General features: G+C 66.5%; 21 protein-coding genes. 17 read left to right on the forward strand and 4 right to left on the reverse strand.

Annotated features, from left to right (window positions below):
* Positions 1-53: 53 nt before the first annotated feature.
* Positions 54-3596, forward strand: coding sequence for a MobF family relaxase (gene mobF / locus A4X16_RS02415; protein ID WP_067115879.1), 3543 nt, complete (start codon positions 54-56; stop codon positions 3594-3596).
* An 8-nt stretch (positions 3597-3604) separates the two neighbouring features.
* Here the strand turns inward: mobF and A4X16_RS02420 are convergent, their stop codons facing one another.
* A complete protein-coding gene (locus A4X16_RS02420) occupies positions 3605-4852 on the reverse strand; it encodes an AlbA family DNA-binding domain-containing protein (RefSeq protein WP_067115772.1) in 1248 nt (415 codons plus the stop codon).
* A gap of 57 nt (positions 4853-4909) precedes the next feature.
* Complete coding sequence (locus tag A4X16_RS02425; RefSeq protein WP_067115775.1) at positions 4910-5905, reverse strand: DNA-processing protein DprA; 996 nt, start codon at positions 5903-5905, stop codon at positions 4910-4912.
* 201 nt (positions 5906-6106) lie between these two features.
* Between A4X16_RS02425 and A4X16_RS02430 the strand changes: the two genes are divergently transcribed.
* From A4X16_RS02430 to A4X16_RS02485, 14 genes are all read left to right on the forward strand, one after another.
* Positions 6107-6481 carry a sulfate permease gene (locus tag A4X16_RS02430; RefSeq protein ID WP_067115778.1) on the forward strand — a complete coding sequence of 125 codons (375 nt, stop codon included), beginning with the start codon at positions 6107-6109 and terminating at the stop codon, positions 6479-6481.
* A gap of 143 nt (positions 6482-6624) precedes the next feature.
* Positions 6625-6873: a helix-turn-helix transcriptional regulator gene (locus A4X16_RS02435; RefSeq protein WP_067115781.1), complete on the forward strand. Its 249-nt coding sequence runs from the start codon at positions 6625-6627 to the stop codon at positions 6871-6873.
* Complete coding sequence (locus A4X16_RS02440) at positions 6866-8047, forward strand: tyrosine-type recombinase/integrase (protein WP_067115784.1); 1182 nt, start codon at positions 6866-6868, stop codon at positions 8045-8047. Before A4X16_RS02435 ends, A4X16_RS02440 begins: the two co-directional genes overlap by 8 nt.
* 183 nt (positions 8048-8230) lie before the next feature.
* Positions 8231-9898: an HsdM family class I SAM-dependent methyltransferase gene (locus A4X16_RS02445; protein WP_067115787.1), complete on the forward strand. Its 1668-nt coding sequence runs from the start codon at positions 8231-8233 to the stop codon at positions 9896-9898.
* Positions 9888-10928, forward strand: coding sequence for a hypothetical protein (locus A4X16_RS02450; protein WP_067115790.1), 1041 nt, complete (start codon positions 9888-9890; stop codon positions 10926-10928). The genes A4X16_RS02445 and A4X16_RS02450 overlap by 11 nt, the downstream gene beginning before the upstream one ends.
* 42 nt (positions 10929-10970) lie before the next feature.
* Positions 10971-11789 carry a hypothetical protein gene (locus A4X16_RS02455; protein WP_141369234.1) on the forward strand — a complete coding sequence of 273 codons (819 nt, stop codon included), beginning with the start codon at positions 10971-10973 and terminating at the stop codon, positions 11787-11789.
* A 3-nt stretch (positions 11790-11792) separates the two neighbouring features.
* A complete protein-coding gene (locus A4X16_RS17345) occupies positions 11793-13400 on the forward strand; it encodes a GmrSD restriction endonuclease domain-containing protein (protein ID WP_082914220.1) in 1608 nt (535 codons plus the stop codon).
* Between the two features lie 178 nt (positions 13401-13578).
* Entirely contained in the window at positions 13579-13758 is a 180-nt protein-coding gene (locus A4X16_RS17690) for a hypothetical protein (protein ID WP_141369236.1), read from the forward strand.
* Positions 13755-16208, forward strand: coding sequence for an AAA family ATPase (locus A4X16_RS02460; protein WP_067115797.1), 2454 nt, complete (start codon positions 13755-13757; stop codon positions 16206-16208). Before A4X16_RS17690 ends, A4X16_RS02460 begins: the two co-directional genes overlap by 4 nt.
* A gap of 163 nt (positions 16209-16371) precedes the next feature.
* Positions 16372-16959, forward strand: coding sequence for a hypothetical protein (locus tag A4X16_RS02465; protein WP_067115801.1), 588 nt, complete (start codon positions 16372-16374; stop codon positions 16957-16959).
* A gap of 110 nt (positions 16960-17069) precedes the next feature.
* On the forward strand, positions 17070-17861 hold the full coding sequence (locus A4X16_RS02470) for a hypothetical protein (protein ID WP_067115804.1): 792 nt from the start codon (positions 17070-17072) through the stop codon (positions 17859-17861).
* 346 nt (positions 17862-18207) lie between these two features.
* Positions 18208-19083, forward strand: coding sequence for a helix-turn-helix transcriptional regulator (locus A4X16_RS02475; protein WP_067115806.1), 876 nt, complete (start codon positions 18208-18210; stop codon positions 19081-19083).
* A gap of 179 nt (positions 19084-19262) precedes the next feature.
* Complete coding sequence (locus A4X16_RS02480) at positions 19263-20147, forward strand: aldo/keto reductase (protein ID WP_067115809.1); 885 nt, start codon at positions 19263-19265, stop codon at positions 20145-20147.
* Between the two features lie 33 nt (positions 20148-20180).
* Complete coding sequence (locus A4X16_RS02485) at positions 20181-21197, forward strand: aldo/keto reductase (RefSeq protein WP_067115812.1); 1017 nt, start codon at positions 20181-20183, stop codon at positions 21195-21197.
* A 49-nt stretch (positions 21198-21246) separates the two neighbouring features.
* Here A4X16_RS02485 and A4X16_RS02490 read toward each other — a convergent pair whose 3' ends face one another.
* Entirely contained in the window at positions 21247-21891 is a 645-nt protein-coding gene (locus A4X16_RS02490) for a TetR/AcrR family transcriptional regulator (RefSeq protein ID WP_067115815.1), read from the reverse strand.
* A gap of 74 nt (positions 21892-21965) precedes the next feature.
* Between A4X16_RS02490 and A4X16_RS02495 the strand changes: the two genes are divergently transcribed.
* Complete coding sequence (locus A4X16_RS02495; protein ID WP_082914221.1) at positions 21966-23462, forward strand: purine-cytosine permease family protein; 1497 nt, start codon at positions 21966-21968, stop codon at positions 23460-23462.
* Positions 23459-25084 carry an amidohydrolase gene (locus A4X16_RS02500; RefSeq protein ID WP_067115818.1) on the forward strand — a complete coding sequence of 542 codons (1626 nt, stop codon included), beginning with the start codon at positions 23459-23461 and terminating at the stop codon, positions 25082-25084. Before A4X16_RS02495 ends, A4X16_RS02500 begins: the two co-directional genes overlap by 4 nt.
* 29 nt (positions 25085-25113) lie before the next feature.
* On the opposite strand, the gene A4X16_RS02505 is transcribed toward A4X16_RS02500, so the two are convergent.
* The gene (locus A4X16_RS02505) at positions 25114-25983 is read right to left on the reverse strand and encodes a DUF72 domain-containing protein (protein ID WP_067115821.1); all 870 of its coding nucleotides are present in this window, start codon (positions 25981-25983) and stop codon (positions 25114-25116) included.
* Positions 25984-26113: the final 130 nt, after the last annotated feature.

Below are 26113 nucleotides of genomic sequence, written 5' to 3' on the forward strand. Positions count from 1 at the left end.
CGATCGGCCGTGGCAAGCGCTGGGAGGCGTACCTGCTGCATGTGACGGTCTCGATGCGAGTGATGTCCGCGGGTTACGGCTACAGATACCTATTACGCACGGTCGTTGCGGGCGACGGCGACAGATTGCTCTCGACCCCGCTGACGCGCTATTACGCCGAGGTTGGCACTCCACCGGGCCAGTGGCTTGGCGCTGGCGTCGCGGCGCTTGGCGGGGTGATCGCGGAGGGCGATCAGGTCACCGAAGGCCAGCTCGAACTCCTCCTCGGTCTCGGTCGGCACCCGGTTACGGGTGCTCCGCTCGGGCTGGAGTATCCGGCCTACAAGTCCGTGGCCGAGCGGATCGCGCAGCGCGTCGCCGCGCTCGATCCCGACCTCGGGCCGGCCAGCCGTGCGGAGGCGACCGTAGCAATCGAGGCCGAGGAGGCCGCACGCGGGACGCGCCGGGCGGTTGCGGGCTACGACTTCACCTTCTCCATTCCGAAGTCCGCCAGTGTGCTCTGGGCGGTGGCCGATGCGGGGACGCAGGCGCTTATCGCGGACGCGCATCACTCGGCGGTTGCGGAGGTGGTTGCGTTCATGGAGCGGGAGGTTGCAGCGACCCGCACGGGTGCAACCGGCCGCGACGGCGCGGTTGCACAGGTCGACGTCGCAGGTCTGATCGGCACCGCGTTCGACCACTACGACAGCCGGGCGGGCGACCCCCATCTGCACACGCACGTCGTCATCAGCAACAAGGTCCAGACCGTCCTCGACGGGAAATGGCGCAGCCTGGATGGGCGGCCGATGCACGCCGCAGTGGTCGCGCTCTCCGAACTGCACGAGGCGGTCTTCGCGGACCACCTCACCCGAATGCTCGGCGTCTCTTGGGAGGCGCGCGACATGGGCCGCGACCGGAACCCCGCCTGGGCGGTCACCGGGGTGCCGGAGGCACTGGTCAAGGAGTTCTCGACGCGTGCCCAGCACATCGACGCAGAGAGCGACCGGCTCATCGAGCGCTACGTCGAGACGCATGGGCGGCGGCCGTCGCCGGCGACGATCATGAAGCTCCGCGCCCAGGCCACGCTCTCCACTCGGCCGGAGAAGGAGGTGCGGTCGCTGGCCGCCCTCACGGCTTCGTGGCGGGAACGGGCCGGGAGGGTGCTCGGGTCGGATGCGACCTCGTGGGCGCGCGGCGTGACGGCGAACGAGGAGCCGTTGCTGTTGCGTGCCGACGACGTGCCTTTGGACGTGATCGACTCGCTCGGGGCAGACGTCGTGGCCGCGGTTGCGGAAAAGCGCTCCACTTGGCATCGCTGGAACCTCACCGCCGAGGCCGCTCGGCAGACAATGGCCTACCGGTTCGCGTCGACCGAGGATCGCGAAGCCATCGTCGGAATGGTCGTTGACGCTGCCGAGGCGGCCTCGCTGCGCTTGACCCCGCCGGAGCTCGCATCCAGCCCGGCGGAGTTCCGCCGACCGGACGGCACGAGCGTGTTCCGTCCGAAGCACTCCGCGCTGTTCTCCTCCGAGGCGCTGCTGGCCGCCGAAGACCGCCTCCTCGAGCGCGCCCGCACCACCACGGCGCCGACGGTGCCGCTGACCACCGTCGAACGAATCACGAAGCGCCCCGACAGCAAGGGCCGGATGCTCGGAGACGACCAGGCGGCCGCGCTGACGAAGATCGCGGTCTCCGGGCGCAGGGTCGATGTGCTGGTCGGCCCGGCGGGGGCGGGGAAGACGACGGCGATGTCGGCGTTGCGGCGGGCGTGGGAGCACGAGCACGGGCGCGGCAGCGTGGTGGGGCTCGCGCCGTCCGCGGTCGCCGCGCAGGTCCTGGCCGATGACCTCGGCATCCAGACCGAGAACACCGCGAAGTGGCTCGACACCCACGACCGCACCGGCGAGACGTTCCGCAAGGGTCAGCTCGTCATCGTCGATGAGGCGTCGCTGGCGGGCACGCTCTCCCTCGACCGCATCACCACCTTGGCGGCGGAGGCCGGGGCGAAGGTGCTGCTGGTCGGGGATCACGCCCAGCTACAGTCCGTTTCTGCCGGGGGCGCGTTTTCCCTCCTCGTTCACGACCGCGACGACGCCCCGGAGCTGGTCGACGTGCACCGGTTCGTCAACGTGTGGGAGAAGACCGCATCCCTCGCTCTGCGGTACGGCCGCACCGACGTCATTGACACCTACGCCGAGCACGGCCGCGTGATCGGCGGGGAGACCGAGGAGATGATCGACGCCGCCTACACCGCCTGGCGTACGGACACCCTGGCCGGGCGAGCCAGCGTCCTCGTGACCGACTCCAACGAGTCCGTCCGAGCGCTCAACAACAGGGCGCGGGCTGATCTGATCCTCGATGGCATCGTGAACGCCCGCCGCGAGGTCGAGCTGCACGACGGCACGAGAGCCGCGACCGGGGATACCGTCATCACCCGCCGCAACGACCGTCGCCTGCGCGCCGGCCGGTCCTGGGTCCGTAACGGCGACAGATGGAACATCACCGAGGTTCGGGACGACGGCGCCCTCACCCTCCGCCGCGCAGGCAAGCGATGGGGCGCATCGGTCGTGGTCCCGGCCAAGTACGCGGCCGAACATCTCGACCTCGGCTACGCCGTCACGTCCTACCGGGCGCAGGGCATCACGGTCGACTCCTCGCACGTCCTGGCGGATGCGTCGATGACCAGAGAGACGTTCTACGTCGCTATGACCCGTGGCCGCGAAGAGAACATCGCCTACGTCGCTGTCGATAAGCCCGACCCCGCCCACGACGGCCTGCACCCCGGTGAGAACACCGAGGCCACCGCCCGGTCGGTGTTGTTCGGGATGCTGCAGCACGTCGGCGCCGAGCTGTCGGCGCACGAGACGATCACCGCCGAGCAGGACGCCTGGGGCTCAATTGCGCAGCTCGCTGCCGAGTACGAGACCCTGGCTGCTGCCGCACAACACGACCGCTGGGCCGCACTCGTCCGCTCGTCGGGGCTCAGCGACGACGACGCAGACGACGCGATCGCTTCACCCGCATTCGGCGCATTGACCGCAGAGCTCCGCCGGGCAGAGGCGAACCAGCACGACGTCGAGACCCTACTGCCGCGCCTCGTGGGAGCACGCGGGTTCGGGGACGCCGATGACATCGCGGCCGTCCTGCACTACCGCGTCGCCAAGGCGACCGCGCGGCCGGCGGGGTCCGGTCGCGCGCGGAAGGCACCACGCTTGATCGCCGGCCTCATCCCCGAAGCCACTGGCACAGTGCCGTCCGAGATGCGGCAGGCGCTGACCGAGCGACGCGACCTTATCGAGACCCGGGCCGATGTGCTCCTCGACACCGCGCTCACTGAGAAGCACGAGTGGATCACGAAACTCGGCCTCCAGCCGAAGCAGGCGCGAGCAGCCCACGCATGGCGGAACGCCGCTCGCACCCTCGCTGCCTACCGTGACCGCTACGGCGTCACTGGGCCTGCACCCCTCGGAGCACGCGCCGAGACCGAGACGCAGAAGCTCGACGCTGCCCGCGCCCGTGCCGCGCTCGACAGGGTGCAAGACCTCGCCCAGGCCGAACAGCCAGAGCAGGAGCGCGCCCGGCGCACCCGGCCGCAGAGCGTCAGTCCGTCGCTGTAGCGGTTCGGTTACTCGGTTCGATCTGGTGGTTGGATCATCCGTACGTTCGAGACACCGCCCTGATTCACGCAGTCCTGAGCGAGGTCGTGAACGCGCCAGTAGAAGTCAAGATCGGCAGCCGCCGCGTTTACGGTGCTCTCGACAGGTATGTAGCGGTGCAACGGCGTGGAGACACCGCCGTAGGACCGGCCGAAGTTGTCCACAGTCAGGATCATCAAGGGCTCTGAACCGGTCCACTCGACCCCAACGCGCAAGTCGTACTCATCGTTGCCCGTCGCGTCGGCGGTCGCCCGGATGAGAGCCATCAGGTCTGCGACGCCGCACTCGACCGCGTCTGACTGGATCTGCCATCCCTCGAAGTATCCGTCGCTACTCATGCGGTGGCCGCCGATTGCGGCTGCGAGCGTGACTGATCCGTCGTGGTGGAGGCTCGCCCATGCTTCCCTCCACAGCGATCGGTCGCCCGTTGCGGTGTTGACGGCGATCCGGCGGCGCAACCCCGGTCGTGGATTGTGCCGGTCGACGTTTTCCAGCGGGTGCACACCGCTACGTCCGGCGTAGAGCAAGGCGAAGCCTTCCGCCTTGGTCAGCACGCCGCGCGCGCCGTCGCGTGTCAGGCGGTTGTGGAGTCGAGGGACGCGCGGGTGGGCGACAGCGATCAACCAGGCGCGTTCGCTCGTGGCGCGCCCGCCCGCAGTCTCGGCATACAGGTTGTCGAGCGTTTCGCTGGCGTGGCGGCGTTCATCGAAGCGGGCTCGGTACATTGCCTCGATCTGGCGTTCCTTCATCCATACGGTGTCGGAGTCGTTGCGCACCGGAGCGCCGAAGTAGTCGTTGCGGTAGATCAGGTGCGGTCCGTCAACGCTTGCCGGCACTTCCACGACTACAGCGCGGGCACCATCAGCTCCGAGACGGTGCACGTTGAGGCCGAAGACAGGTGGGGAGATCGCGGTGATCGCCGCGGAGCGCAGGGATCGCTCGTACGCTTCATCAAACTCTCCGACGTCGACGCGCTCTGTCGCAGCCTTCTGTGACTCGCGTACTCCGAACACGATGACGCCGCCGCCGCTGTTCGCCATCGCTGCAACGTCCTTGGGGAAGTCCGTTTGCGGTATGCCCTTCGCCGGCGGCAGCTCTGACTTCCAGTCCAGATCGTTCGTCTCCACGACTCCGCTGCTCACCGCCGCATCCAGCAGCTCGTCCGTCAGCGGTCCAGGACCGACCCCGAGGGCGCGATGCAGAGCGGTGAAAGTCATGACCCCCAGCGTAGGGATCACCTGCGACAACTGGCGGTGACGCCGACCGGAGGCCGCCTACAGCGCGCGCCCCTCCCGGCGCGCGGACGGGGTGATGGCCGACTCACGTGCGAGCGCCTTCCCGCTCACGCCTGCGGGCGGGTCGAGGAGTGCCGTGACGTCTGTGGCATCGGTGATGAGTGACGCGATGCCTTCGCGCAGGAGCCGGTGCGTCCCAGCACTGGAAACGCTGGTCACCGGGCCGGGCACGGCGCCGACCGGACGCCCGAGCTGCGCGGCGCGGGCGGCGAGGTTGAGGGAGCCGGAACGGTAGCCGGCCTCCGCGATGACGGTCGCACCGGAGAGGGCACCGAGGATGCGATTGCGGGCGAGGAAGCGCCACTTGGTCGGTGTCGCGCCGGGCGGCATCTCGCTGGCGAGCAGCCCGAGGTCTCCGACTCGTTCCAGCAGCTCACGGTTGCCGGAGGGGTAGAGCCGATCCAGTCCGCTGACCATCACGGCGAGAGTCTGCCCGCCTGTGGCGAGCGCGGCTCGGTGTGCGGCGGCGTCGATGCCGTAGGCGCCGCCGGCCACGATGATTCGTTCGGCATGTGTCAGATCGGAGGCGAGCTCGCCCGTGACGTGCTCGCCGTAGCTTGTGGCGGCGCGGGCTCCGGTGATCGTCACGCGATCGCTCAGCGGAGCGGTGAGAAACGATGTCGCACCACGCAGCCACAAGGCAGTCGGGGCGCGCTCGCCCAGGTCATTCAGAGCGGTCGGCCAGTCGCTGTCGCCAGGGACGAGAACGCGCAGCCCGAGGCGGTCGGTCTCTGTCAGCACCCGTGTGACCGCCTGGACATCCAAGCGCGGGGCGACCTTGTTACGCCACAGCCCGGCCTCGATCGCATCGACCTTCTTCGGGAACGCGCCGGTGCCAGTTGCCAGGCGGACGGTCTCGACTGCGCCGACCGCAGCGATGAGTCGCCCGGTCACCGCGTCGTCTGGCTCCAAGGTTGCAGCCAGAGCGACCCGTGCGGCGCGCTCGTCCTTGGAGAGAGAAGTGATCGTGGCCATGCCGGCTCCCGTCCGTGTGTGCCAGACAGGTGTGCGAGTGTCACCCGAACGAGCGGGCGCACCTCTTACGGATGTCGCAGGGGGGTCGTACCCTGGGAGCGAGGCAGATTCCTCCTTGATCTGGCGTCCTTGCGGACAGGCCCTCGGGCCGCTCTCTACGCACTGTCTCGTCATCTGACCGTGCCACGAGAGGACAATGCCATGATCCGGCTGCTTTGGGCGCTCAGCGCCCACGCCCGCTACTACCTGCGGCGCTACATGCCCACCAACATCGCGCTCGACGCGATCCGCACCCGCCGCGGCCTGAAATGGGGCACCCCCGCGATGCTCCTCGCCGCGCCGTACTTCCTCGCCGCTAACTACTGCCTCACCCTGATCGAGGACGGCGGCCCCGGCTGGCTGAACCTCCTCGTGCTCCTGTTCTGCTGGAACGCGCTCAAGTTCCTCATCATGGGGCCGATCAGCGTTGTCCTCCTCGTCCGCGCTCGCCTTGAGGAATCGGCAACCCGCCGCCGCGACCGCCGTACACGTCGGCCGATTGAGCCTGCTGAACCGACAACGGCGCGCATGCCATAGGAACTGCATCGCGACCTCGCCCGCACTGTTCGAACAGCGACGCCGCCCGGCAGGCGCTGATTCGCGTGCCGGGCGGCGGGCAACTCGACGGGGGAGCAGGGCGGGAGAACAGATCCGGTCATCTGTCCTTTGAGACTGGAGGGATGAATCAACACCAGTCCAGCCCGCACGGCCTGGAACCGCTCCTGAACATCGACGAACTCGCCGACTACCTCGGCGTGCCCGTCTCCACCATCTACGACTGGCGCACTAACGGCAAAGGCCCCCGCGCCTACCGCTTCGGCAAGCGCATCATGTTCGGCATAACCGACATCCGCGCCTGGATGGACACCATGCGCGAGCCCGCCGGCGCCGCCACCTTTCCTGGAGCGGGGGAGGGCGCGCGTGGGTAGGCCCCGCACAGCGATCGGCACCTTCGGGATCATCGCCACCCGCGCCCAGCCGAACGGCAACCATGTGGCCCGCGCCCGGTACCGGGACTGGGATGGCAGCAACCGGCTCGTCCAGGCCACGGGCCCGTCACGGGCCGCCGCGGAGCGCAAGCTCAAGCAGAAGCTCGCCGAACGTTCCCTCTACCAGCCCGGATTCAACGGGATGAGCGCCGACAGTTCGTTCCCGGAGCTCGTCGCGTACTGGCTGGAAGACATGGAGATCGAAGACCGCCTCTCACGAACCACGAGGAATCTCTACGAGCGTGACATGCGCGCCCTCGTGCTCCCTGCATTCAAAGACCTCACTCTCCGGGAGATCGGGGTCGCCCGCTGCGACTACTTCCTCAAACAACTCGCCAAGCGCAGTTACAGCCGTGCCAAGCACGCCCGCGTCGTCCTTCGACTCGCCCTCGCGCTCGCGGTCCGACACGAGATCCTGCCCCGCAACCCGATGGACCACGTCTCTCGACTGCACCGGAAGAAGACCATCCCGGACGCGTTCACCCTCGGCGAGGTGCATGAGATCCGGGCGGCGATCAAGGCCTGGGAGTCCCGGCGGATACTGGCGGGACCGAGGCCGGAGCGGCAACTCGGCCAGATCGTCGAGGTCATGCTCGGCACCTCCGCCCGCATCGGTGAAGTCCTCGCCATCCGAGTCCAGGATCTCGACCTGGATGGTCCGATCCCGACGGCAAGGATTGCCGGGACGATCATCAGCCGCAAGGGTGAGCCGACCCACCGGCAGGATCATCCGAAGACGGATCGCTCTGTCCGCCGCGTCGCACTGCCGTCGTTCGCGCTGCAGGCGATCCGCTTGCGACTTCTCCGTACAGGAGACACAGAACCGTGTGCGCTCCTGTTTAGTACGCGGGTTGGGACGCCGCACACGACGAACAACGTCCGCCGGCTCCTGCGCGACGTGATGGACGCGGCCGGGATCGAGAACGTTACCCCGCACCGATTCCGCCGGACCGTCGCGACCGTCGTCAACGACGCCCGGGGCGCGCTCCTCGCCTCCGAGCTCCTCGGGCACACCGACCCGAGGATCACGATGCAGCACTACATCCAGCGTAACGAGACCGTGAACCCGGTCACCGCGGAACTGCTCGACAAAGTGTTCGCCCAAGCAAGCTAAGTGCGGGATCGACAGGAAGCGTGCCCGCGAGATGTGATCTGGCACACTTCCTGTCGATCTGGCCACAACGACCGTGTCCTCGCTCCTGGCGGAACGAAGTCCAACGATCGGCGGGACAACTCGCGCCGTGATGTTGAGCGCGGCCTCACGACGATTGTCAGATGCGTGCGCCAGAATGAAGACATGTTCGATTCCTCTGCACCCGCCGCTGTCGACACGGCTGAGCTGCGGAAGGCTCGCGGCGCGTTCTTCACCCCGGACGCGATCACCCGCTACATCACGAACTGGGCAGTCCGCACCTCAGAGGATACGGTGCTGGAGCCGTCAGCCGGCGATGCCGCGTTCCTTGTGCAAGCCGTCCGGCGTCTCCAAGAGCTAGCCAACGGCGACACCGCAGCGCCCCGCGTGGACGGGGTGGAGATCCACCCGCACAGCGCCCGTATCGCCCGCACCCGGGTCAAGGAGGCCGGGGGAGACCCCAACCTGATCGTTAGCGACTTCTTCCTCGTCGAACCCGAGCCCCGCTACTCCGTGGTGATCGGAAACCCGCCGTATATCCGCTACCAGGACTTCACCGGAGAGTCCCGCACACGCTCCCGCGCCGCCGCGCTCAAAGCAGGCGTCGCACTGACGGCGCTCGCCTCCAGCTGGGCAGCCTTCACCATCCACTCCGCCCTGTTCCTCAAACCCGGCGGCCGGATGGGACTTGTGCTGCCCGCCGAACTGCTCAGCGTGAACTACGCCGCCGCCGTCAGACAGTTCCTCTTCGATCGCTTCCGCAGCGTAGAGCTCGTGCTGTTCACCGAGCAGGTGTTCCCCGAGGCCGAGGCTGACGTGGTCCTTCTCCTCGCCGACGGGTTTGACGAAGGGCCGACCGATCACGCCACCATCTATCAGGCACAAGACGCCGAAGCTCTCTCCACGCTCAGCGGCCCGCTGACCTGGACGCCACCGGACCCGGCGGCCAAGTGGACTGGCCTACTCGTCGACCCGGACGCGATCGAGCCGCTCCGCACCCTGAAAGCTAGCGGACACTTCACCAACCTCGAGGCCTGGGGTGACACCACGCTCGGGATGGTGACCGGCAACAACCGGTACTTTGCCCTCTCGCCCGCACGGGTGAAAGAGCTCGGTCTCACTCGCAAAGACCTGATCCGGCTCTCCCCGCCCGGCAGCTCGCATCTCCGTGGACTGGAGCTCTCCAGTGATGCCATGACCCGACTCGGGCAGAAGGGCAAGGCGACCTGGCTGTTCCGCCCGTCCGAGACCCCATCTCCCGCGGCTCAGGCATACATTGCGACCGGTCATCTCGCCGGCGTCGACGAGGCATACAAGTGCCGGGTCCGTAAGCCCTGGTATCGAGTCCCGCTCCTGCCGCCAGCGGACCTGCTGCTGACCTGCATGAACGCCGATACCCCACGCCTGACCACCAACAGCGCGCAGGCTGGGCACTTGAATTCTGTCCACGGCGTTTACCTCAAGGACGGTGTTCGGGCGCTGGGGCGAGAGTTGCTGCCTCTCGCCAGTCTGAACTCCGTCACCCTTCTGAATGCTGAAATGGTCGGTCGTTCGTACGGGGGCGGGATTCTCAAGCTCGAACCTCGCGAAGCCGATGTCTGGGCCATGCCTTCGACCGAACACATTCAGGCGCACGCCGACGCACTCCGCGCTATCAAACCGAGGGTCGCGACGCTGCTGCAGCACGGAAAGCTCGCCCAGGCCGTTGAACTTGTGGACCGCGTCCTGCTCACAGGCGCGGGCATTGTCTCGGAAGCTGACTTGGCTCGAGTACGGGTAGCTCACGCGGCTATGACACACCGACGCACAGCGAGGGGACGAAGTGGCCGCTGAACCGTCAACGAAGGCCAAAGCCTGGGCCATTTTTGACCGCATCGTCGCCGACGCGGCACCCGAAGGCGTCCACAGCAACCCGTGGACGAAGGGCCCCGACGGCAACCTGGTCTACGAACCTGACTACGCAACACTTACCCGCCTTCTTGGGGTGCCTCTCTACTTGAAGGCCCCAACGACAACGGGTGTCCCGGCACTTGCACTCGATGTGTGGCTCTCGTACGAACTCCGCCGCGCGGGCTTTGATGCGGACGCAGTGTGGCCCCGACCGACCGCACCGCGAATCCTTCCTGGACCCGTGGTCAGCCTGCTTGAGAAGGTCACCGTTAAGGAGCGCGAAGCGCTCTGGAAACGACTCCGCGCTAAGACCCCACCGGCCGGCGCAGCAGCATCGAGCGCCAGCATTCTGGGTAAGAACTACCTCAAACAGGTCGATGTGGTCATGTCGAACTGGGTTGCCGGACCCGAGTTGCTCATCAGCACGAAACGAATGGACTCCAGCTTCGGCAAGAACGCCGCCAACCGTGTAGAAGAATCCTACGGCGACGCCAAGAACCTTCGTCTCCGACATCCCCTCGCAGCGCTCGGCTTCGCGTACGGGCTTCGTTCCACGATCTTCGACGAGTCACCTGACAAAGCCGAATGGCTAATTGATCTGCTCCAGAAGCTTGGCAGGGAAGACGATGCCTATCACGCTGTTGCTCTCATTATCATTGAATACGGAGCGCACCTGGCCGTCGACGAGGGCAACGATGACCCTGGCGACGGGGAAGACCCCCTTGCCGAGGCAGGTATCACGCCACTCGAAGACGACGAGGTCGCCGAGGAAAGCGTCGAACTCTCAGCGGTTGAGGAAGCATTGGCAAACCTGCCTCACGTTGCGATCCGTGTCGAGCTTGTCCCCGCTGACCTCCAGCCGGGGTACTTCATCGCCGAAATGGTGCGGCGAGTAATCGACGCCACCCCAGTGAACTTGCACAAAGAAGCGCGTCGGCGACGGTCGCAGCCAGTCCTGGCGGTCGAGCGATGAATAGCGTTAGTCTCGCCGAGCAGTCACGCGTAGACGCGCTCCTTGGCAATGGGCGAGAGCACCCTTATGGATAAGGCCTTCGCGGCGACACGCCGAAGTGTCCTCACCCTCGCGGTTATCGGTGGTGTCCTAACGCTCGCGGCACTAGTCCTTCTGGAGCTTTTCCGCGACAATCTCTGGCCGTGGTTGTACGCGGCGGCCACCAATGTGCTGGGAGTTCTTTTCGGTCTGGCAGTCGTTTCGCTCATCTGGGAGTTTTTTGTTCGCCGCGATCACAGCACGGATCTCCGGCACTATCTTCGGCTCGGATCGAGTATCGCGAAGTCGGGGTTGCAGGATGTGTCTCCTCGTTCAAAATTGGACTGGCAGCATTTGCTCGCGTCCGCGAATGACATCACCGTACTTACCTACAACGGAGATTGGCTCGACAGAAACGCCTACGTGATTCGAGACGTCGCACGTGAGCGGCCTCTGTCGGTGACCATCGCAGTGCCGGTGAATGGCGGAGCCTATCTCGCGCGGGAAGCCGAGTTGCGCGGGGTTACTGCCGAAAGGCTCGCCGACAATATTGGCGACGTGGTCGCGCGAGCTGCTCGACTGTGGCGCGACGCAAAGCAGGGTTCTGAACAGTTGCACCGAGGAAGCAAACTTAGCGTTGTAGAGCATGATCTCGACCTCGGCTATGAGGTTGTCACGATCGATCGAACGACGATTGTGACCCTCGCGGCTCCCGGAGACTCGGACGAACTTCGCGATCGTGTTGCGTTCGTGTACAACCAGAGCCCGGAGGAGTATCCGACGAACTTCTTCACGGCTTATAAGCCGCTCCTGGCCGGCATGAACCGATTGGATGAGGTCTAGGTAATGAGCGCACTAGCTGTTGATGCGAAGCAGATTCGCCTTGAGGATTTGCTTGACTCGGTGGAAGAAGGCACGGCCGTACTTCCCGCGTTTCAGCGTGACTTCGACTGGTCGGACTCGGACGTCGTCAGCTTGCTTGCGACTCTGCTCTCCGATTGGCCCGCGGGGAGCCTCCTACTGATGAGTGGAGCGCCGAAGTTTTTTGAAGTTCGGAAGTTTGAGGACGGTCCAGATCTCGCTAACGATGTGCGGTATGTCGTCCTCGACGGGCAGCAGCGTCTCACCGCCCTATTTCACGCGATCCGGGGGCGCGGAGACGTTGCTTTCATCCTTCGCGCGCAGGACTTGGCCAACTCCGACGGGAGCGCCGAGGCGATTGAGGAACTCATCGAGCTTGTCCCACGCGGGAAGTGGAAACGCGAGTACCCGCTTGAGCGGCAAAGTCGAGAACGCCTGGTGCCGTTGCATGAACTTCGAACCGCGTCAGACTTTTTCGCCTGGCGCGACCGCGTGATCGAAGCGACACCGGAGAGGGAGCGCGGAGAGGTCGGCAGACTCTTGGCGGATGTCTACCGGTCTCACCTTGGACGACTGAATACATATGCGTTCCCGGCTGTATTGCTTGACAACGACCTACCACCGGCAGCCGTTGCTCGGATTTTCGAACGGATCAATTTGACCGGCTTGCGGCTAAACACGTTCGACTTGCTCGTCGCGCGGGTATACGAGCCGGAATGGAATCTGCGGGATAGGTGGGAAACAGCGCGTCGCGAGAGCGAGCCGATTGCGCACTGGCTCGGAGACGATGGACTTCCGGTGATCCAAACGATCTCGCTCAATCTTGAGGGTGACGTTCGTCAGCCCGCGCTCCTCGGCCTCAAAGCGCGGGACATTCGTGGCTCGTGGGACCCGGCAGTGGCCGCAACTGAAGCGGCTGTCTTGAAGCTCCGCAACATTGGGATCCCTGCGCCTTCCTGGATGCCATACCGCGGTCTGTTGCTGCCGCTCGCTGATCGGGCGATGCGTTTGGGACGGGACTCGCTTGAGGATAACGCTGAGCTCTCTACCTGGTTCTGGGCCCGTTCACTGGGGATGGACTATGGGGTCGGTTCGAGTACCCGAATAGCGTTGGACTCTCGACTACTGTCTGAGGTGAACCCGGACTGGTCCTCAGCTTCTTTCGCGATTGATCGTCGACTGCTTCAAAGTGCAACCCGCCGACAACAGTCAGCCCTGTGGTCGGCGTTTACTTCGCTCCTCGCGGCAGAGGAACCGCGTGATTTCCTGACTGGCGAAGTGATCGTTAGTCCTGCTGAAGACGCAGTTGTCGTCAGCCTGTTTCCGCGCGGCGAGGGGGATCTTCATCTGCGCGTCCTCGGGATGGTTCTGATGACGCGTGCGTCAGCTCGCCAAGTGCGACGGGAACGCGGCAGCTTCCTGAGCACGGTCCCGGAAGCTGCCCTTGAATCGCAACTACTTCCGGGTGGACCACTGCTGGAATCGTTGGCGGACCCGGACGTTTTCTTGCGCCGTCGCGCAGACCTCTTGGAGCAACGCGTCAGCGGATACTCCGATGTTCCCATTCGGTGGTTCGACGGACGAGATGAGTAGACCACCGAAAGCCAATCGACGCGCTACTCGAATCTAAAGAGGCATCCACTTGAGCCAGACCGGCTAATCATCGATCCGCTTCCCTCTGCCCTCGGATACTCGGTCATCATTACATCCACGCCCCTACCAAGACCTTCACCAGTCCTCTTCTTCGTCACAATGTCAGTAGGAGGCCACAGTGCCCACACCTCTTGAAGGCCAGATTCTAAGCGACTTCGAGAACCGTCTAGCGGCATCAGACGCGATCTCGGTCGAGCTGGCCGCGAAGTTGATGGAACTCGTCCGCAGCGATCGCGTGCCTACAGCAGAATCTCTCCTCGAGGCGACCAAGACGAACGTGGGAGACCAGCCCGTATGATCCAGCTTGAACACCTCCACGTCGAGGAGCTCCGAGGCATCCGTTCCATCGATCTGAACCTGGCCGCCAAGTCGTTCGTTGTATACGGGCCGAACGGGTCTGGCAAGAGCGGTGTCGTCGACGCCATCGACTTCGGCCTCACGGGTAGCATCGCGCGCCTAGCCGGCGACGGAACCGCGGGCGTGACGCTTCTACGTCACGGACCGCATGTCCACCGGCGCGACGACCCCGCCGCCGCTAAGGTCGTGCTCCGCGTGAGGGACACCGAATCGGGCGAGGTGGCCACGATCACGCGCAGCGTGAAGACTGCCGCCACCTTTACGCTCACTCCGGACACGCCCGCTATGCGCAGGGCACTCCAAGCGGCGGCGGATCATCCCGAACTCACCCTCTCGCGCCGCGAGCTGATCAACTACATTGTCGCCAAGCCCGGGCAGCGCGCCGCCGAAGTGCAGGCGCTCCTGAAGCTCGATCGCGTCGAAGCCTTGCGAAAGTCGCTTAAAGCGGCCTCGTTCAAGGCCGCAACGGACGCCAAGACGGGCGCGTCGGAGCGCGCGCTCGCCGAACGGTCCTTCCAACAGCATCTTGGCCTGACGTCGCTGTTGTCTGCCGAGGTCTTGCGCGAAATCAACAAGCGTCGCGAGATTCTTGGGCTGGCGGCCCTGATCGAGCTCACCGTTGATACTGACGTCCTGCAGGGATCGGGTGAACGGCGGAAGTCCAGCTCGATCAACCTGGATAGCGCTCGACGCGAACTCGCCACGCTGCGCACAGTGATCACCGAAGACGATGCGATCAAGATGGCCTGCGAGGAACTTCAAGGCAAGGTCGCGACCTTCGTGGCCAACCCATCCATGATGGACGCGATCCGGCACCGAGAGCTACTCGATCTGGGGCTCGCGGCGGTCGAGGCCGCCACCTGCCCGCTCTGCGATCTAGCTTGGGAGTCCCAGGAGAGCCTCGAAGCACACATCGCCGAGCGCATCGCCGCCACCGAGGCAGCGCAGAAGCTACGCGGTGAAGTCACCACGGCGGCCGCTTCATACAGGACGGCGCTCCGAGGCTTGCGCGAGCAGGCAGAGCGGATTGTTCCGTCCGCACGCAACTTCGGATCAGAGGATCTTCCGCATCTTCTGAAGTCTTGGACGGACTCGCTTGCCGTCTTGGAAGGAACGGTCGGCACCTTCGAGGCTGTGACCGCCCACGACGCCTCGCATTCTGTGACGGCTCACGTTCCTCCGAAGCTGTTGACGGAGGCCTTCGACGCGCTCCGCACCGCGCTCGAAGATGCCCCTGATGAGTCTGACGAGGACGCTGCGCGCACCTTCCTTGATCTCGCCAAGGACCGATGGACCCGCGTTCGGCTCGCGCGCGTAGACGCCAAGAAGTCCGACGCTGTGAAGAAGGCCGCCCAGGAAGCCTATGACCTCTACTGTGCGTCCGCCGACGAAGCACTGTCGACCCTGTACGCCACTGTCGAACACGACTTCAGCCGCTACTACCAGTTCGTCAATGCAGACGATGAGGAGGCTTTTCGCGCTGAGCTCGTCCCCAGCTCGGGAAGCCTCGACCTAAAGGTCGATTTCTACCAGCTCGGCATGTTCCCGCCCGTGGCCTATCACAGCGAAGGTCATCAGGACGGGATGGGTGTCTGCCTGTACCTCGCCCTGGTGAAGCAGCTTCTCGGCCCAGATTTCAAGTACGCGGTACTCGATGACGTCGTGATGTCCGTCGACTCCAACCACCGGCGCCGCTTCGCTGAACTCTTAAAGACCGAGTTCGCTGGCGTCCAGTTCATCATCACCACGCATGACGAGGTTTGGGCTCGTCAGATGCGCGCATCCGGACTCGTCAAGTCCGCCTCGATGGCACGATTCTACGGCTGGACAGTCGACGCCGGCCCCGCCTACGGCGTGAGCGATGCGTGGGCCTCAATCGAAGCCGACCTCGAAAAAGAAGACGTAGCCGGTGCTGCCCACAAGCTCCGACGAGCACTCGAAGCGAGCACGTCCGATATCGCCGAGAGCATCGGGGGGTCGGTGCCCTACCGCAGCGACGGCACCTACGACCTCTCGGCGTTCCTGGACTCCATCAAAGGCCGCCACGGAAAGCTTTTGGGCTTGGCCGCGAGCTCGGCGCAATCCTGGGGAAACCAGCCGCAGACCCAACGAGTTGAACAGCTCAAGCAGCGCCGGAACGCCGTCGTCCCAGAGCAAGATGCCGAGTCGTGGCTTCTCAATAAGCTCGTCCACAACAACGACTGGGCCAATGGCACCGCGGCCGACTTCCGCCCTGTGCTCGCTGCGGCACAGGACTTCCTCTCGCTTTTCCGGTGCGAGAACGCTGACTGCGAATCATGGATCGCCGTGAGCGGAAGGACCGGAGCCGAAGAGTCGCTTCGCTGCGCCTGCCAGACATACAACCTCAACCTCACGAAGAAGAAGCAATAGCCGCACGCCCAGCACCGCGATCAGCGCAGGCTTGCGGCTTCCGTTGAGGCGGGTCCGATCGACGACCAGCGCGGAATGCGCGGACGTTCTTGGAAGACCCGGCGGAGGCAGCCCTAGAGCGTGTCGGTCGAGCAGAGTCGGTACTGCTGACAAGGATGGAACTATGGGGAAACCGTCGACTCGAATTGAGCAGCAGGGTGAACGGCTGAATGAGTTCCGTCACGCCTTCATCGAGTTGATGAACGCCTCGAAGCCTGTGGGTGGCGACTGGGATCTACCGAGGCTAGTTCCCGCCGTTTCGGACGACAAGTGGTCCCAGCTCCAGAGGGACACCGCAATCGCGGCGGGTGCTGCGCAGGAGGCATACAGCGCCAACGGCGGTGGCACGTTCACGATGCGCAATGCTGCCTACATGACGACCGTCAACCCCATCGCGAACTGGCATTTCGCGCTAGAACGTCCTGACGAGCTCAAGCCCCAGATGGTGGTGTCAGCGGTCGATCTCGCAATCGGTCAGGCGCGTACTCGGTACGAGAACGCGCTTCAGCATGAGCGCGGACTTGTCGGCGTGATCGCGAGCTTCCTCCGCTGGCCGCAGACGCTACGTGAAGCTGTCGGACCGAGTTGGAGCCAGCGTACCGCCGCGGGTGCCCTGGGAGTCGTCGGACAGGTGCTCGTCGGCGCGGTGGCCGCTGCTCTTGGAACCGCGCTCGTTTGGGGTGTGGTCGAACTTTGGCGACTTTGGTTCTAGCGAGAGTCCTCGTATACGTACGGGCATCCGGGTCGGACAGAGTTCTCCGAGCCGGAAGACGCACCGGAACTGGCGGCTGTGTGGACATGGCTGAAAGCTACGGTTGACACATGACCGAATCGTCTCGTGCCATTGTGCGGCGCTGGTTGTTCACTGCGGTCGTGGACCTCGGCGAGCAGGCATACCGGCGGCAGGTGCATGCGCGAATCACGCACCTCTTTGGGGACGAGTTCAGCGCCGAGGACATGCGGCCGCGCGTTGGTAGACGAGGCGAAGCCGCGTGGCAGAACAACGTCGACTCCCTATACGACCAGCTCAAGCATCGAGGAGAGATGCTGCCGTCGACGCGCGGAGGTCCGTGGCGACTCAGTCCGCTTTCGATTGCCGAGGCGCAGCGATACCGCGCGGGCCTGCGTGATGATACTGAAGCCGAGCTTCTCGCCGACTTCAAACCCAAAGACAGCGGCGAGTACATTGCTCGACTGCAAGGTCAGGTGCTGACGAAACGACGAGATCATGAAGAGACGCTGAGGACCTTCGGTATCGCTGCCGCGGCGCGCGGCTGGAAACCCGCGACCAATGTCCATCCTCGAGACATGGAACTGACCCGGGTCGGCGAGGTTTGTCTTGTTGAGGTGAAACAGGTATATCGCGGCAACGCAACCAAAGCAGTGCGCGAAGCGACCGCACAGCTTTTGGAGTACCGCTATTTCTGGTACCGGAACGACACTCGGCAGCCGCACTTGTTGGCCGTGTTCTCCGAGCCGATTGGCGACGAGCACGCACGATACTTGGAGTCGCTTCACATCGCTTCAATCTGGAAGATCACAGACGAGGGATGGGGGAGTAGCGCCCTCGCAACGTCACTGGGCTTCGACCCTGGGCGACAGGTGCCTTCGTAACCACCAGACACTTCAATCAGCGGGGAGGGGGGGGACCAGAAGGGGACCAGAATCATGCAAATCATGCATCGCACGAAGCGTCCTGCATGATCTGAGCCCCGGCGTCACGCGGGATTCAGCCTTGACGACGCCGTCTGGACGCCTGGGGGTCAAGGGGTCGCAGGTTCAAATCCTGTCAGCCCGACCAGCAAGCCCCGGAGAACCGCGAGGCCACGCGGAGCTCCGGGGCTTTTCTCATGCCGGCGCAGGTCGCCGTGCTGCGCGGTGCGGCCATTCCGAGGCGATGCGCTCTGGGAGGGTGCGGCAGTCACTCCCACCGAGTGTCTCCCGCTCGTACTGTGGATCCATGGGTGATCTGCATGCCGAGGTGAAGGAGTTTCTCTCGTCGCGTCGGGCTCGACTCTCGCCGGATGCCGCGGGGCTGCCCGCGTACGGTGGCAACCGACGCGTGCCCGGGCTGCGCCGCGAGGAGGTCGCGATGCTGACCGGCGTCTCCGTCGACTATTACGTCCGGCTGGAGCGTGGGAACCTCGCCGGTGCCTCGGAGAGCGTGCTCGACGCGCTGGCGCGGACGCTGCAGCTCGACGACGCGGAGCGCCAGTATCTCTTCGACCTCGCCCGCTCGGCCGGCGCCTCCCGACGCCCGCCGAAGCGGAAGCCGAGCGAGGTGCGTCCCGCCGTGCGTCAGGTGCTCGACGCGATGGCGGATGCTCCGGCGTGGGTCCGGAACGGACGGCACGACATCCTCGCCGCGAACAGGATGGGACGCGCGCTGTACGCGCCCGTGTTCGACGGCCCGCGGAACCCACCGAACACCACACGATTCACCTACCTCGATCCCGCCGCGCGGGAGTTCTGGCGCGACTACGACCGGATCGCGAACGACGCGGCGGCCATGCTGCGCCTCGAGGCGGGAAGGAATCCGCATGACGAGGAGCTGACGAAGCTGGTCGGCGAGCTCTCCATGCAGAGCGAGCTGTTCCGTCAGCGGTGGGCGTCGCATGACGTCGTCTTCCATCGGAGCGGGCTGAAGCGGATCCATCATCCGGTCGTCGGCGACCTCGACCTGAACTTCGAGTCGATGGAGCTGCCCAGCGAGCCGGGACTCGTCATGAACGTCTACACCGCGCCCGCCGGCTCGCCATCGGCGGACGCGCTGCGCGTGCTCGCGTCGTGGGCCGCGACCCAGGAGTTCGAGTCGACGGACGCGTCGACCGCGTAGCCGGGGCGGCTCGCACCGGCGGACGGCTCGCAGAGGCGGACGGCTCGCACCGACGGCGGCTCGCGGACGGCGGCTCCCGGCACGGGGGAACTGTCAGTACCGGTCACAGGGGTGACTGTCGCGAGTCGCGGTGGGGGCGTTGAGTGGAGACCAGCAGCTCACCGAACAGGAGACAAGCCATGATCGACCTCACGCTCAACAACGGCGTCACCCTTCCGACTCTCGGCCTCGGGGTCTTCCAGAGCGCCCCCGAGGAAACGGCCCAGGCGGTCGCCGAGGCTCTCCGCATCGGCTATCGGCACATCGACACCGCCGCCGCGTACCGCAACGAGCGGGAGGTCGGCGAGGGACTGCGCCGGTCGGGCGTCGACCGCGACGAGGTCTTCCTCGAGACCAAGGTCTGGGTGTCCGACTTCGGCTACGACCAGACGCTGCACGCGTTCGAGAAGGCCGCCGGCAAGCTCGGCGTCGACACCCTCGATCTGCTGATCCTGCATCAGCCCGCGCCCACCCGCTTCGAGACGACCATCGCCGCGTACAGGGCTCTGGAGAGCCTTCTGGCCGACGGACGCGTCCGGGCGATCGGCGTCAGCAACTTCATGCCGCACCACCTCGAGCGCCTGCTGGCCGAGACCGACGTCGTGCCCGCGGTGAACCAGGTCGAGCTGCACCCGTACTTCACGCAGCGGGCGGTCCAGGAGGCGGATGCTGCGCACGGCATCCTCACGCAGGCATGGTCGCCGATCGGCGGCATCACCTTCTACCCCGGCTGGGGCGACGGCAAGCGGAGCGTGCTCGAGGATCCGACCATCGCCGAGATCGCGGATGCGCACGGCAAGACCCCCGCGCAGGTGATGCTGCGTTGGGGAATCCAGCAGGGGCGCTCCGTGATCCCGAAGTCGACCAACCCGGCGCGCATCGCGGAGAACTTCGATGTCTTCGACTTCGAGCTCACCGGCGAGCATCTCGCTCGTATCGACGCCCTCGACACCGGCGTGCGCGGCGGCCCCGACCCCGACCAGCCCCGCGACGCGTTCTTCGACGTCGTCATCGACGAAGCCTGACCACCCCCCGCACTCGCGAAGAAGGAGAAGATCATGGACCACCGCTCTCTCGGCCGCACCGGCGTGAAGGTGAGCCCGCTGTGCCTGGGCACGATGATGTTCGGTCCCTGGGGCAACCAGGACGTCGACGACAGCATCCGCATCATCCACGCCGCGCTCGATGCGGGCATCACGTTTGTCGACACCGCCGACGTGTACTCGGCCGGGGCCTCGGAGGAGATCACCGGCAAGGCACTCGCCGGTCGCCGCGACGATGTCGTGCTCGCGACGAAGTTCTTCATGCCGATGGGCGACGACCTCAACCACCGCGGCGGGTCACGGCGGTGGATCATCCAGGAGGTGGAGAACTCGCTGCGCCGTCTCGGCACGGACTACATCGATCTGTACCAGGTGCACCGCCCCAGCCCCGACACCGACATCGAGGAGACCCTCGGAGCCCTCTCGGACCTCGTCCATCAGGGGAAGATCCGCTACATCGGGTCGTCGTCGTTCTCCGGATCTCAGATCGTCGAAGCGCAGTGGGCGTCGCGTGACCGCAACCTCGAACGCTTCGTGACCGAGCAGCCGCCGTACTCGATCCTCGTCCGCGGCATCGAGGAGGACGTCCTCCCGACCACGCGGCGGCACGGCATGGGCACGCTCACCTACAGCCCCCTCTCCGGAGGGTGGCTGTCGGGGAAGTGGCGGAAGGATGCCGCGGCCGCGCCCACCTCGTCGGCTCGGCCCTCCGCGCGCTTCGACATGTCAGCACCTGCCAACCAGCGCAAGCTCGACATCGTCGAAGAGCTCGCGCTGCTGGCCGAGGCGAACGACATGACCCTGATCGAGATGTCCATCGCGTTCGCGATCACCCACCCCGGCGTCACCTCCGCCATCGTCGGCCCTCGCACCATGGAGCAGCTGGAATCGTACCTGCCGGCGGCGGAGATCACGCTGTCGACCGAGGTGCTCGACCGCATCGACGAGCTCGTCGCGCCCGGGGTCACTGTCAATCCGGATGACAACAGCTACGGCGCCCACGAGCTCCTGCCCGGGAACCGTCGCCGCTGACCCGAGCGGTTCCGTGATCCGCGCTGAACGCGCCAGGACGCGACCGACCTCAGGCCTCCCGCGCGACGACCTCGCCGAGCGTTCCGGGCGCGAGCCCGAGCGTCCACTCCGCGACGTCGGCGACGACCCGCTTGTGGGCAGGATGCTCCGACTGCGCGGAGGCGTTGACATACGAACCGCCGCCGTCGACGGCGATGAGGATGCGGATGCACGCCGTCTCGGCATCCACCGGCGAGAAGTCGCCCGCGGCGATGCCGTCGTCGATGATGCGGGTGAGGCGCTCGCGGTCGAGGGCGTCCTGCACCTCGAGCTCCGCGTCGAGCGCGGGGCTGAACCGCGAGAGGTGTCGGGCGTTCAGCCAGAGGCGCGCGAGGGGGAGTGAGGCGCCGCGCTCGATGTGGTGTACGAAGCGGGCCAGGCGCTCGACGGGCGTGCCCTCGGCGGCGAAGAACTGCTCGCGCTCGATGACGGCGGCACGGGCGAACGCCGCGACGACGAGATCCTCGGCCACGGGGTAGTAGTGGGTGATGAGCCCTGGACGGACTCCGAGTCGCGCGGCCACGGCGCGGAGGGTGATCCGCTCGAGCCCCTCCTCGATCGCGATGTCCGCAGCGCAGGCGAGGATCTCCTCGCGCCGCTCTTCGGGCTGCTTGCGGATCCGTGGAGAGGAAGTGCTTGACGTCACGTCTCCCATGCTATTGAATGAGTGACCAATAGTCCATTGGGCACCCGACCAATAGCAACGACGCTCCTCCCGGAAGGACTTCCATGACCGGGATCCGATCCACCGCCGACGGTGCGGCCGTCGGCGGCGGCAGTGCCCGCAGCACGTCGGCAGGCCCCGCGTTCGCCCCGGACGCCGAGGTCGCCGACTCCGCCGCTCGCCCCGAGACGCGGGGCATCGAGCTCATCGACGACACGCAGCGCCACGGTCGTGCCAGAGACCTGTTCCTGATCTGGGCGGCGCCGAGCGTCAGCATCCTGAATCTCACGATCGGCGCATCCCTGATCCTGCTCGGCCTCGAGGTCTGGCAGGCGATCGCCGTGATCCTCGCCGCCTCGCTGCTGTGGATCCTGCCGGGCGTGATCGCCGGCAGCGGACCCGCATCGGGCACCGCCGGCTCCGTCGTGACCCGCGCCATGTACGGGATCCTCGGCAACCGGCTCTTCGTCGCCCTCGTCGGCTGGTTCATCGGCGCCGTGTTCCTCTCGCTGACCTGGCTCGCCTCGTCGTTCATGGGTGCGGACCTGCTGCGCCGCGTCGGCCTGCAGGACCCGGTGTGGGTGCCGATCGGCGTCACCGTCGTCGTCGCGGCCGTGACGATCCTCGTGGCGATCTTCGGCCACGGCCTGATCCTGCGCGCCTACCCGTACATGGCGGCGGCGCTCTTCCTGATCTTCCTCGCCGTCGCGGGCTTCATCCTCCCGACCGTCGACTGGCAGTACTCCGCCCCGGCGCCGCTGACCGGTACCGCCCTGTGGTCGTCGGTCTCGATCGGCTTCACGATCCTCGCGTCGACCCCGCTGTCGTTCATCAACAGCCCGGACATCGCCCGCTACCTCCCGCGCAGCACGAAGCCCTCGCACATCGCCGCGGCGACCGCGCTCGGCGGGGCCGTGCCGTTCATCGTGTTCACGATCGTCGGCGTGCTGCTCGCCACCGGCCTGAGTGCCGCCGCGTTCGACGTCGGGATCGACGTCGCCCTGCTCGACCTCCTGCCCGGATGGCTCGGGCCGCTGCTCGTCGTGGGCGTCGTCCTCAACACCATCGCCCTGAACGCCATGACGGCCTACACATCGAGCATGGCGCTGCAGGCGATCGGCTTCCGGCTCCGCCGCATCCCCGCCGCAATCATCGTCGGCGTCGTCGGCACAGCGCTCACGATCTATCTCGTGCTGTCCTCGAGCCTCCTGGAGGCGGCGAACCTGATGCTCCAGTTCCTCGTCGTGGTCTCCGGGCCCGCGATGGCCATCTTCGTCGTGGACGTCCTCCTCCGTCGATACCGGTACGACGGGATCGACCTCTTCCACGACACCAGGAGCGGCAGGTTCTGGTACTCCGCCGGATGGAGCATCCCGGGCATCACCTCCCTCCTCGTCGGCGGCGTGGTCACAGCGGTGTGCCTCTCGACGAGTGTGTGGGAGGGGCCGATCGCGCAGCTGACGAGCCATGTCGACGTGTCGGTGCCGCTCGGCATGGCCGTGTCCGCCCTCCTCTATGCCGCGCTGCTGCGCACCCCTCTCGGAAAGGACGGTCGACCGTGACCACCCGCTACCTCAACGGACGCATCTTCACCGCCGACCTCGACCCGGCGCGCACCTGGGCGGAGGCCATCGTCGTCGACGGGGAGGAGATCGCCTACGTCGGCACCACCGACGGCGCGCCCGATGCCGACGAGACGGTCGACCTCGAGGGGCGCCTGATGCTCCCCGGGTTCACTGACGCGCACACCCACCTGCTCATGACGGGCGCCGCGCTGGGCCAGGTGCCGCTGACCGCCGCCCGATCGCTCGACGAGATCCAGGAAGCGCTGCGCAGCGCTCGTGCGGAGAGCCCCGGCACGGCTGTCCTTCGCGGGCGCGGCTGGCTGTTCGACTCCGTGCCCGACGGCGCGCCGACCGCCGCGATGATCGACGCCGTCATCGACGACATCCCGGTCTACCTCGACGCGAACGACTACCACTCGTGCTGGGTCAACACGGCTGCGCTCGCCGAGCTCGGCATCACGCGCGCCACCCCCGACCCCCTCGGCGGTCGCATCGTGCGCGATGCCGACGGCGAGCCGACAGGACTCCTCCTCGAGACCGCGGCGACGCAGTACGCCTGGGCGCATCGAGACGAGACCACGACCGACGCCGATCGCGACGCCGACGTCGACCGAGTCATCGACGCCTACCTCGCCACGGGCGTCACCGGAGTCGTCGACATGGCGTTCGACGAGTTCGGCCTCGCCGCATTCGAGCGGGCGCGGGCCCGGTACGGCGGTGAGCTGCCCCTCCGCGTCGCGGCGCACTGGATCGTCACCAACACCGGCGACGACGCCGCCAACCTGGCGCAGGTGGCGCGCGCCGCCGACCTCGCGAAGGCGTCGACCTCGCCGTGGCTGCGCGTCGTCGGCATCAAGCTGATCCTCGACGGCGTCATCGACGCGTGCACGGCGGCGATGCGGCATCCGTACGCCGACGGCACGAACGCCGAGCCGATCTGGCCCGTCGAGCAGCTGCATCCGGTGGTCGTCGCCGCGGATGCCGCAGGACTGCAGATCGCGCAGCACGCGATCGGCGACCGGGCGAGCGACATCGCGCTCGACGCGCTCGAGCATGCGGTGGCCGTCAACGGCGATCTCCCGCGACGCCATCGCATCGAGCACCTCGAGTACGCCGCCCCGGGCACCGCGCAGCGGATGGCGCGGCTCGGCGTGACGGCCTCGATGCAGCCGGTGCACAGTGATCCGGCGATCTTCGACAACTGGGCGCAGATGCTCGGCGACGACCGCGTCGAACGGGCGTTCGCCTGGCCGGAGTACGAGGATGCGGGCGCCCTGCTGGCCTTCTCGACCGACGCCCCCACGGCACCGTACGAGTCGCTGGCGAACATGTACATCGCATCGACGAGGGCCTCGGCTCTCGATCGCTCCGTGCCGGCGACGCATCCGCAGTACGCTCTGCCGCTGGCGAGCGCGCTCGGCCACGCGACACGCGACGCCGCGGCGTCCGTCGGCGACGGCGACTGGCGGGGACGCATCGCGCCGGGCTTCGCCGCCGACGTCATCGTGCTCGACATCGATCCGTTCGCGGAGGGTCCCTCGTCGCTGCTCGAGGCCCGCATCATCGAGACGATCGTGGCGGGCCGCACGCGCTTCCGCGCTGACGGTCGTCGGGCCTGACCGCGCCGGTCGTCGGACCGGCACGGCGGTCAGCTGCCGAGGATTCTGCGCACCCGCTGCTGCAGCCCCTCGGCGTCATGGGGAGCGTGACCGCGCGCGTCGTTGTCGAAGTAGGCGTAGACGTCGCGCGGTCGTCCGTCGCTCGCGCCGCGCCCATCGGCCCAGGAGGCGATGAGCTCGGCCCATTCGTCGAGCTCGGCCGGCGTGTAGCCGCTGTGGTACAGCATCTGCGCGCCGTGCAGACGGATGTAGACCAGGCGATCGCTGGTGAGCGCGTCGAAGCGCGGCCACCGGCCGGCGGTGTCCGCGACGACCAGGCCGACATCGTGCTGCGTGAGGAGCTGCAGCGCCTCGGGCAGGGCGAAGCTCGCCGAGCGGGGTTCGAGCGCATAGCTGAGCGGATCGTCCGCGTCGATCTGCAACCAGGCGCGCCCCTCGAGGCGCTCGTCGTGCCGCGCGGCCAGGGCTGCGGCCTCTGCGGTCGTGGTCGGGAGAGATCCGAGGAACCGCTCGATCAGCTCAGGATCGAAATGCTGCCTCTCCGGCAGCTGCCAGAGGATGGGACCGAGGTGGCGCCCGAGGGAGAGCAGCCCCGACGCGAAGAAGTTCGCGAGCGCCTGGTCGACGTCCCGCAGCCGGAGCATGTGGGTGACGTAGCGGGAGCCCTTCACCGCGAAGGTGAAGTCGTCGGGCACCTCCGACCTCCACCGTCGATAGCTCTCGGGCCGCTGCAGCGAGTAGAAGGAGCCGTTGAGCTCCACCGTGGGGAAGCGCTCGGCGATGAACTGCAGCTCCCGGCGTTGGACCAGGCCCTTCGGGTAGAAGTCTCCGCGCCACCTCGCGTACTTCCAGCCGGAGACGCCGATCCGCACGCGCCCGGTCGGAGGGGTCGAAACCATGGTCGCCTCCTTCGAGGAGCGACGCTACGACGTCACGGGCGCACGTCGACGAGGGTTGACGGGTGCGAGGACGTTCGCTAGCCCGGCAAGCGGCCGGTCGGGGTTGGTTGCCCTCCCGAGTCATCCACCC

Origin of the sequence: Microbacterium sp. H83 (assembly GCF_001650405.1) — a bacterium.
In the GTDB taxonomy this organism is placed as follows: domain Bacteria; phylum Actinomycetota; class Actinomycetes; order Actinomycetales; family Microbacteriaceae; genus Microbacterium.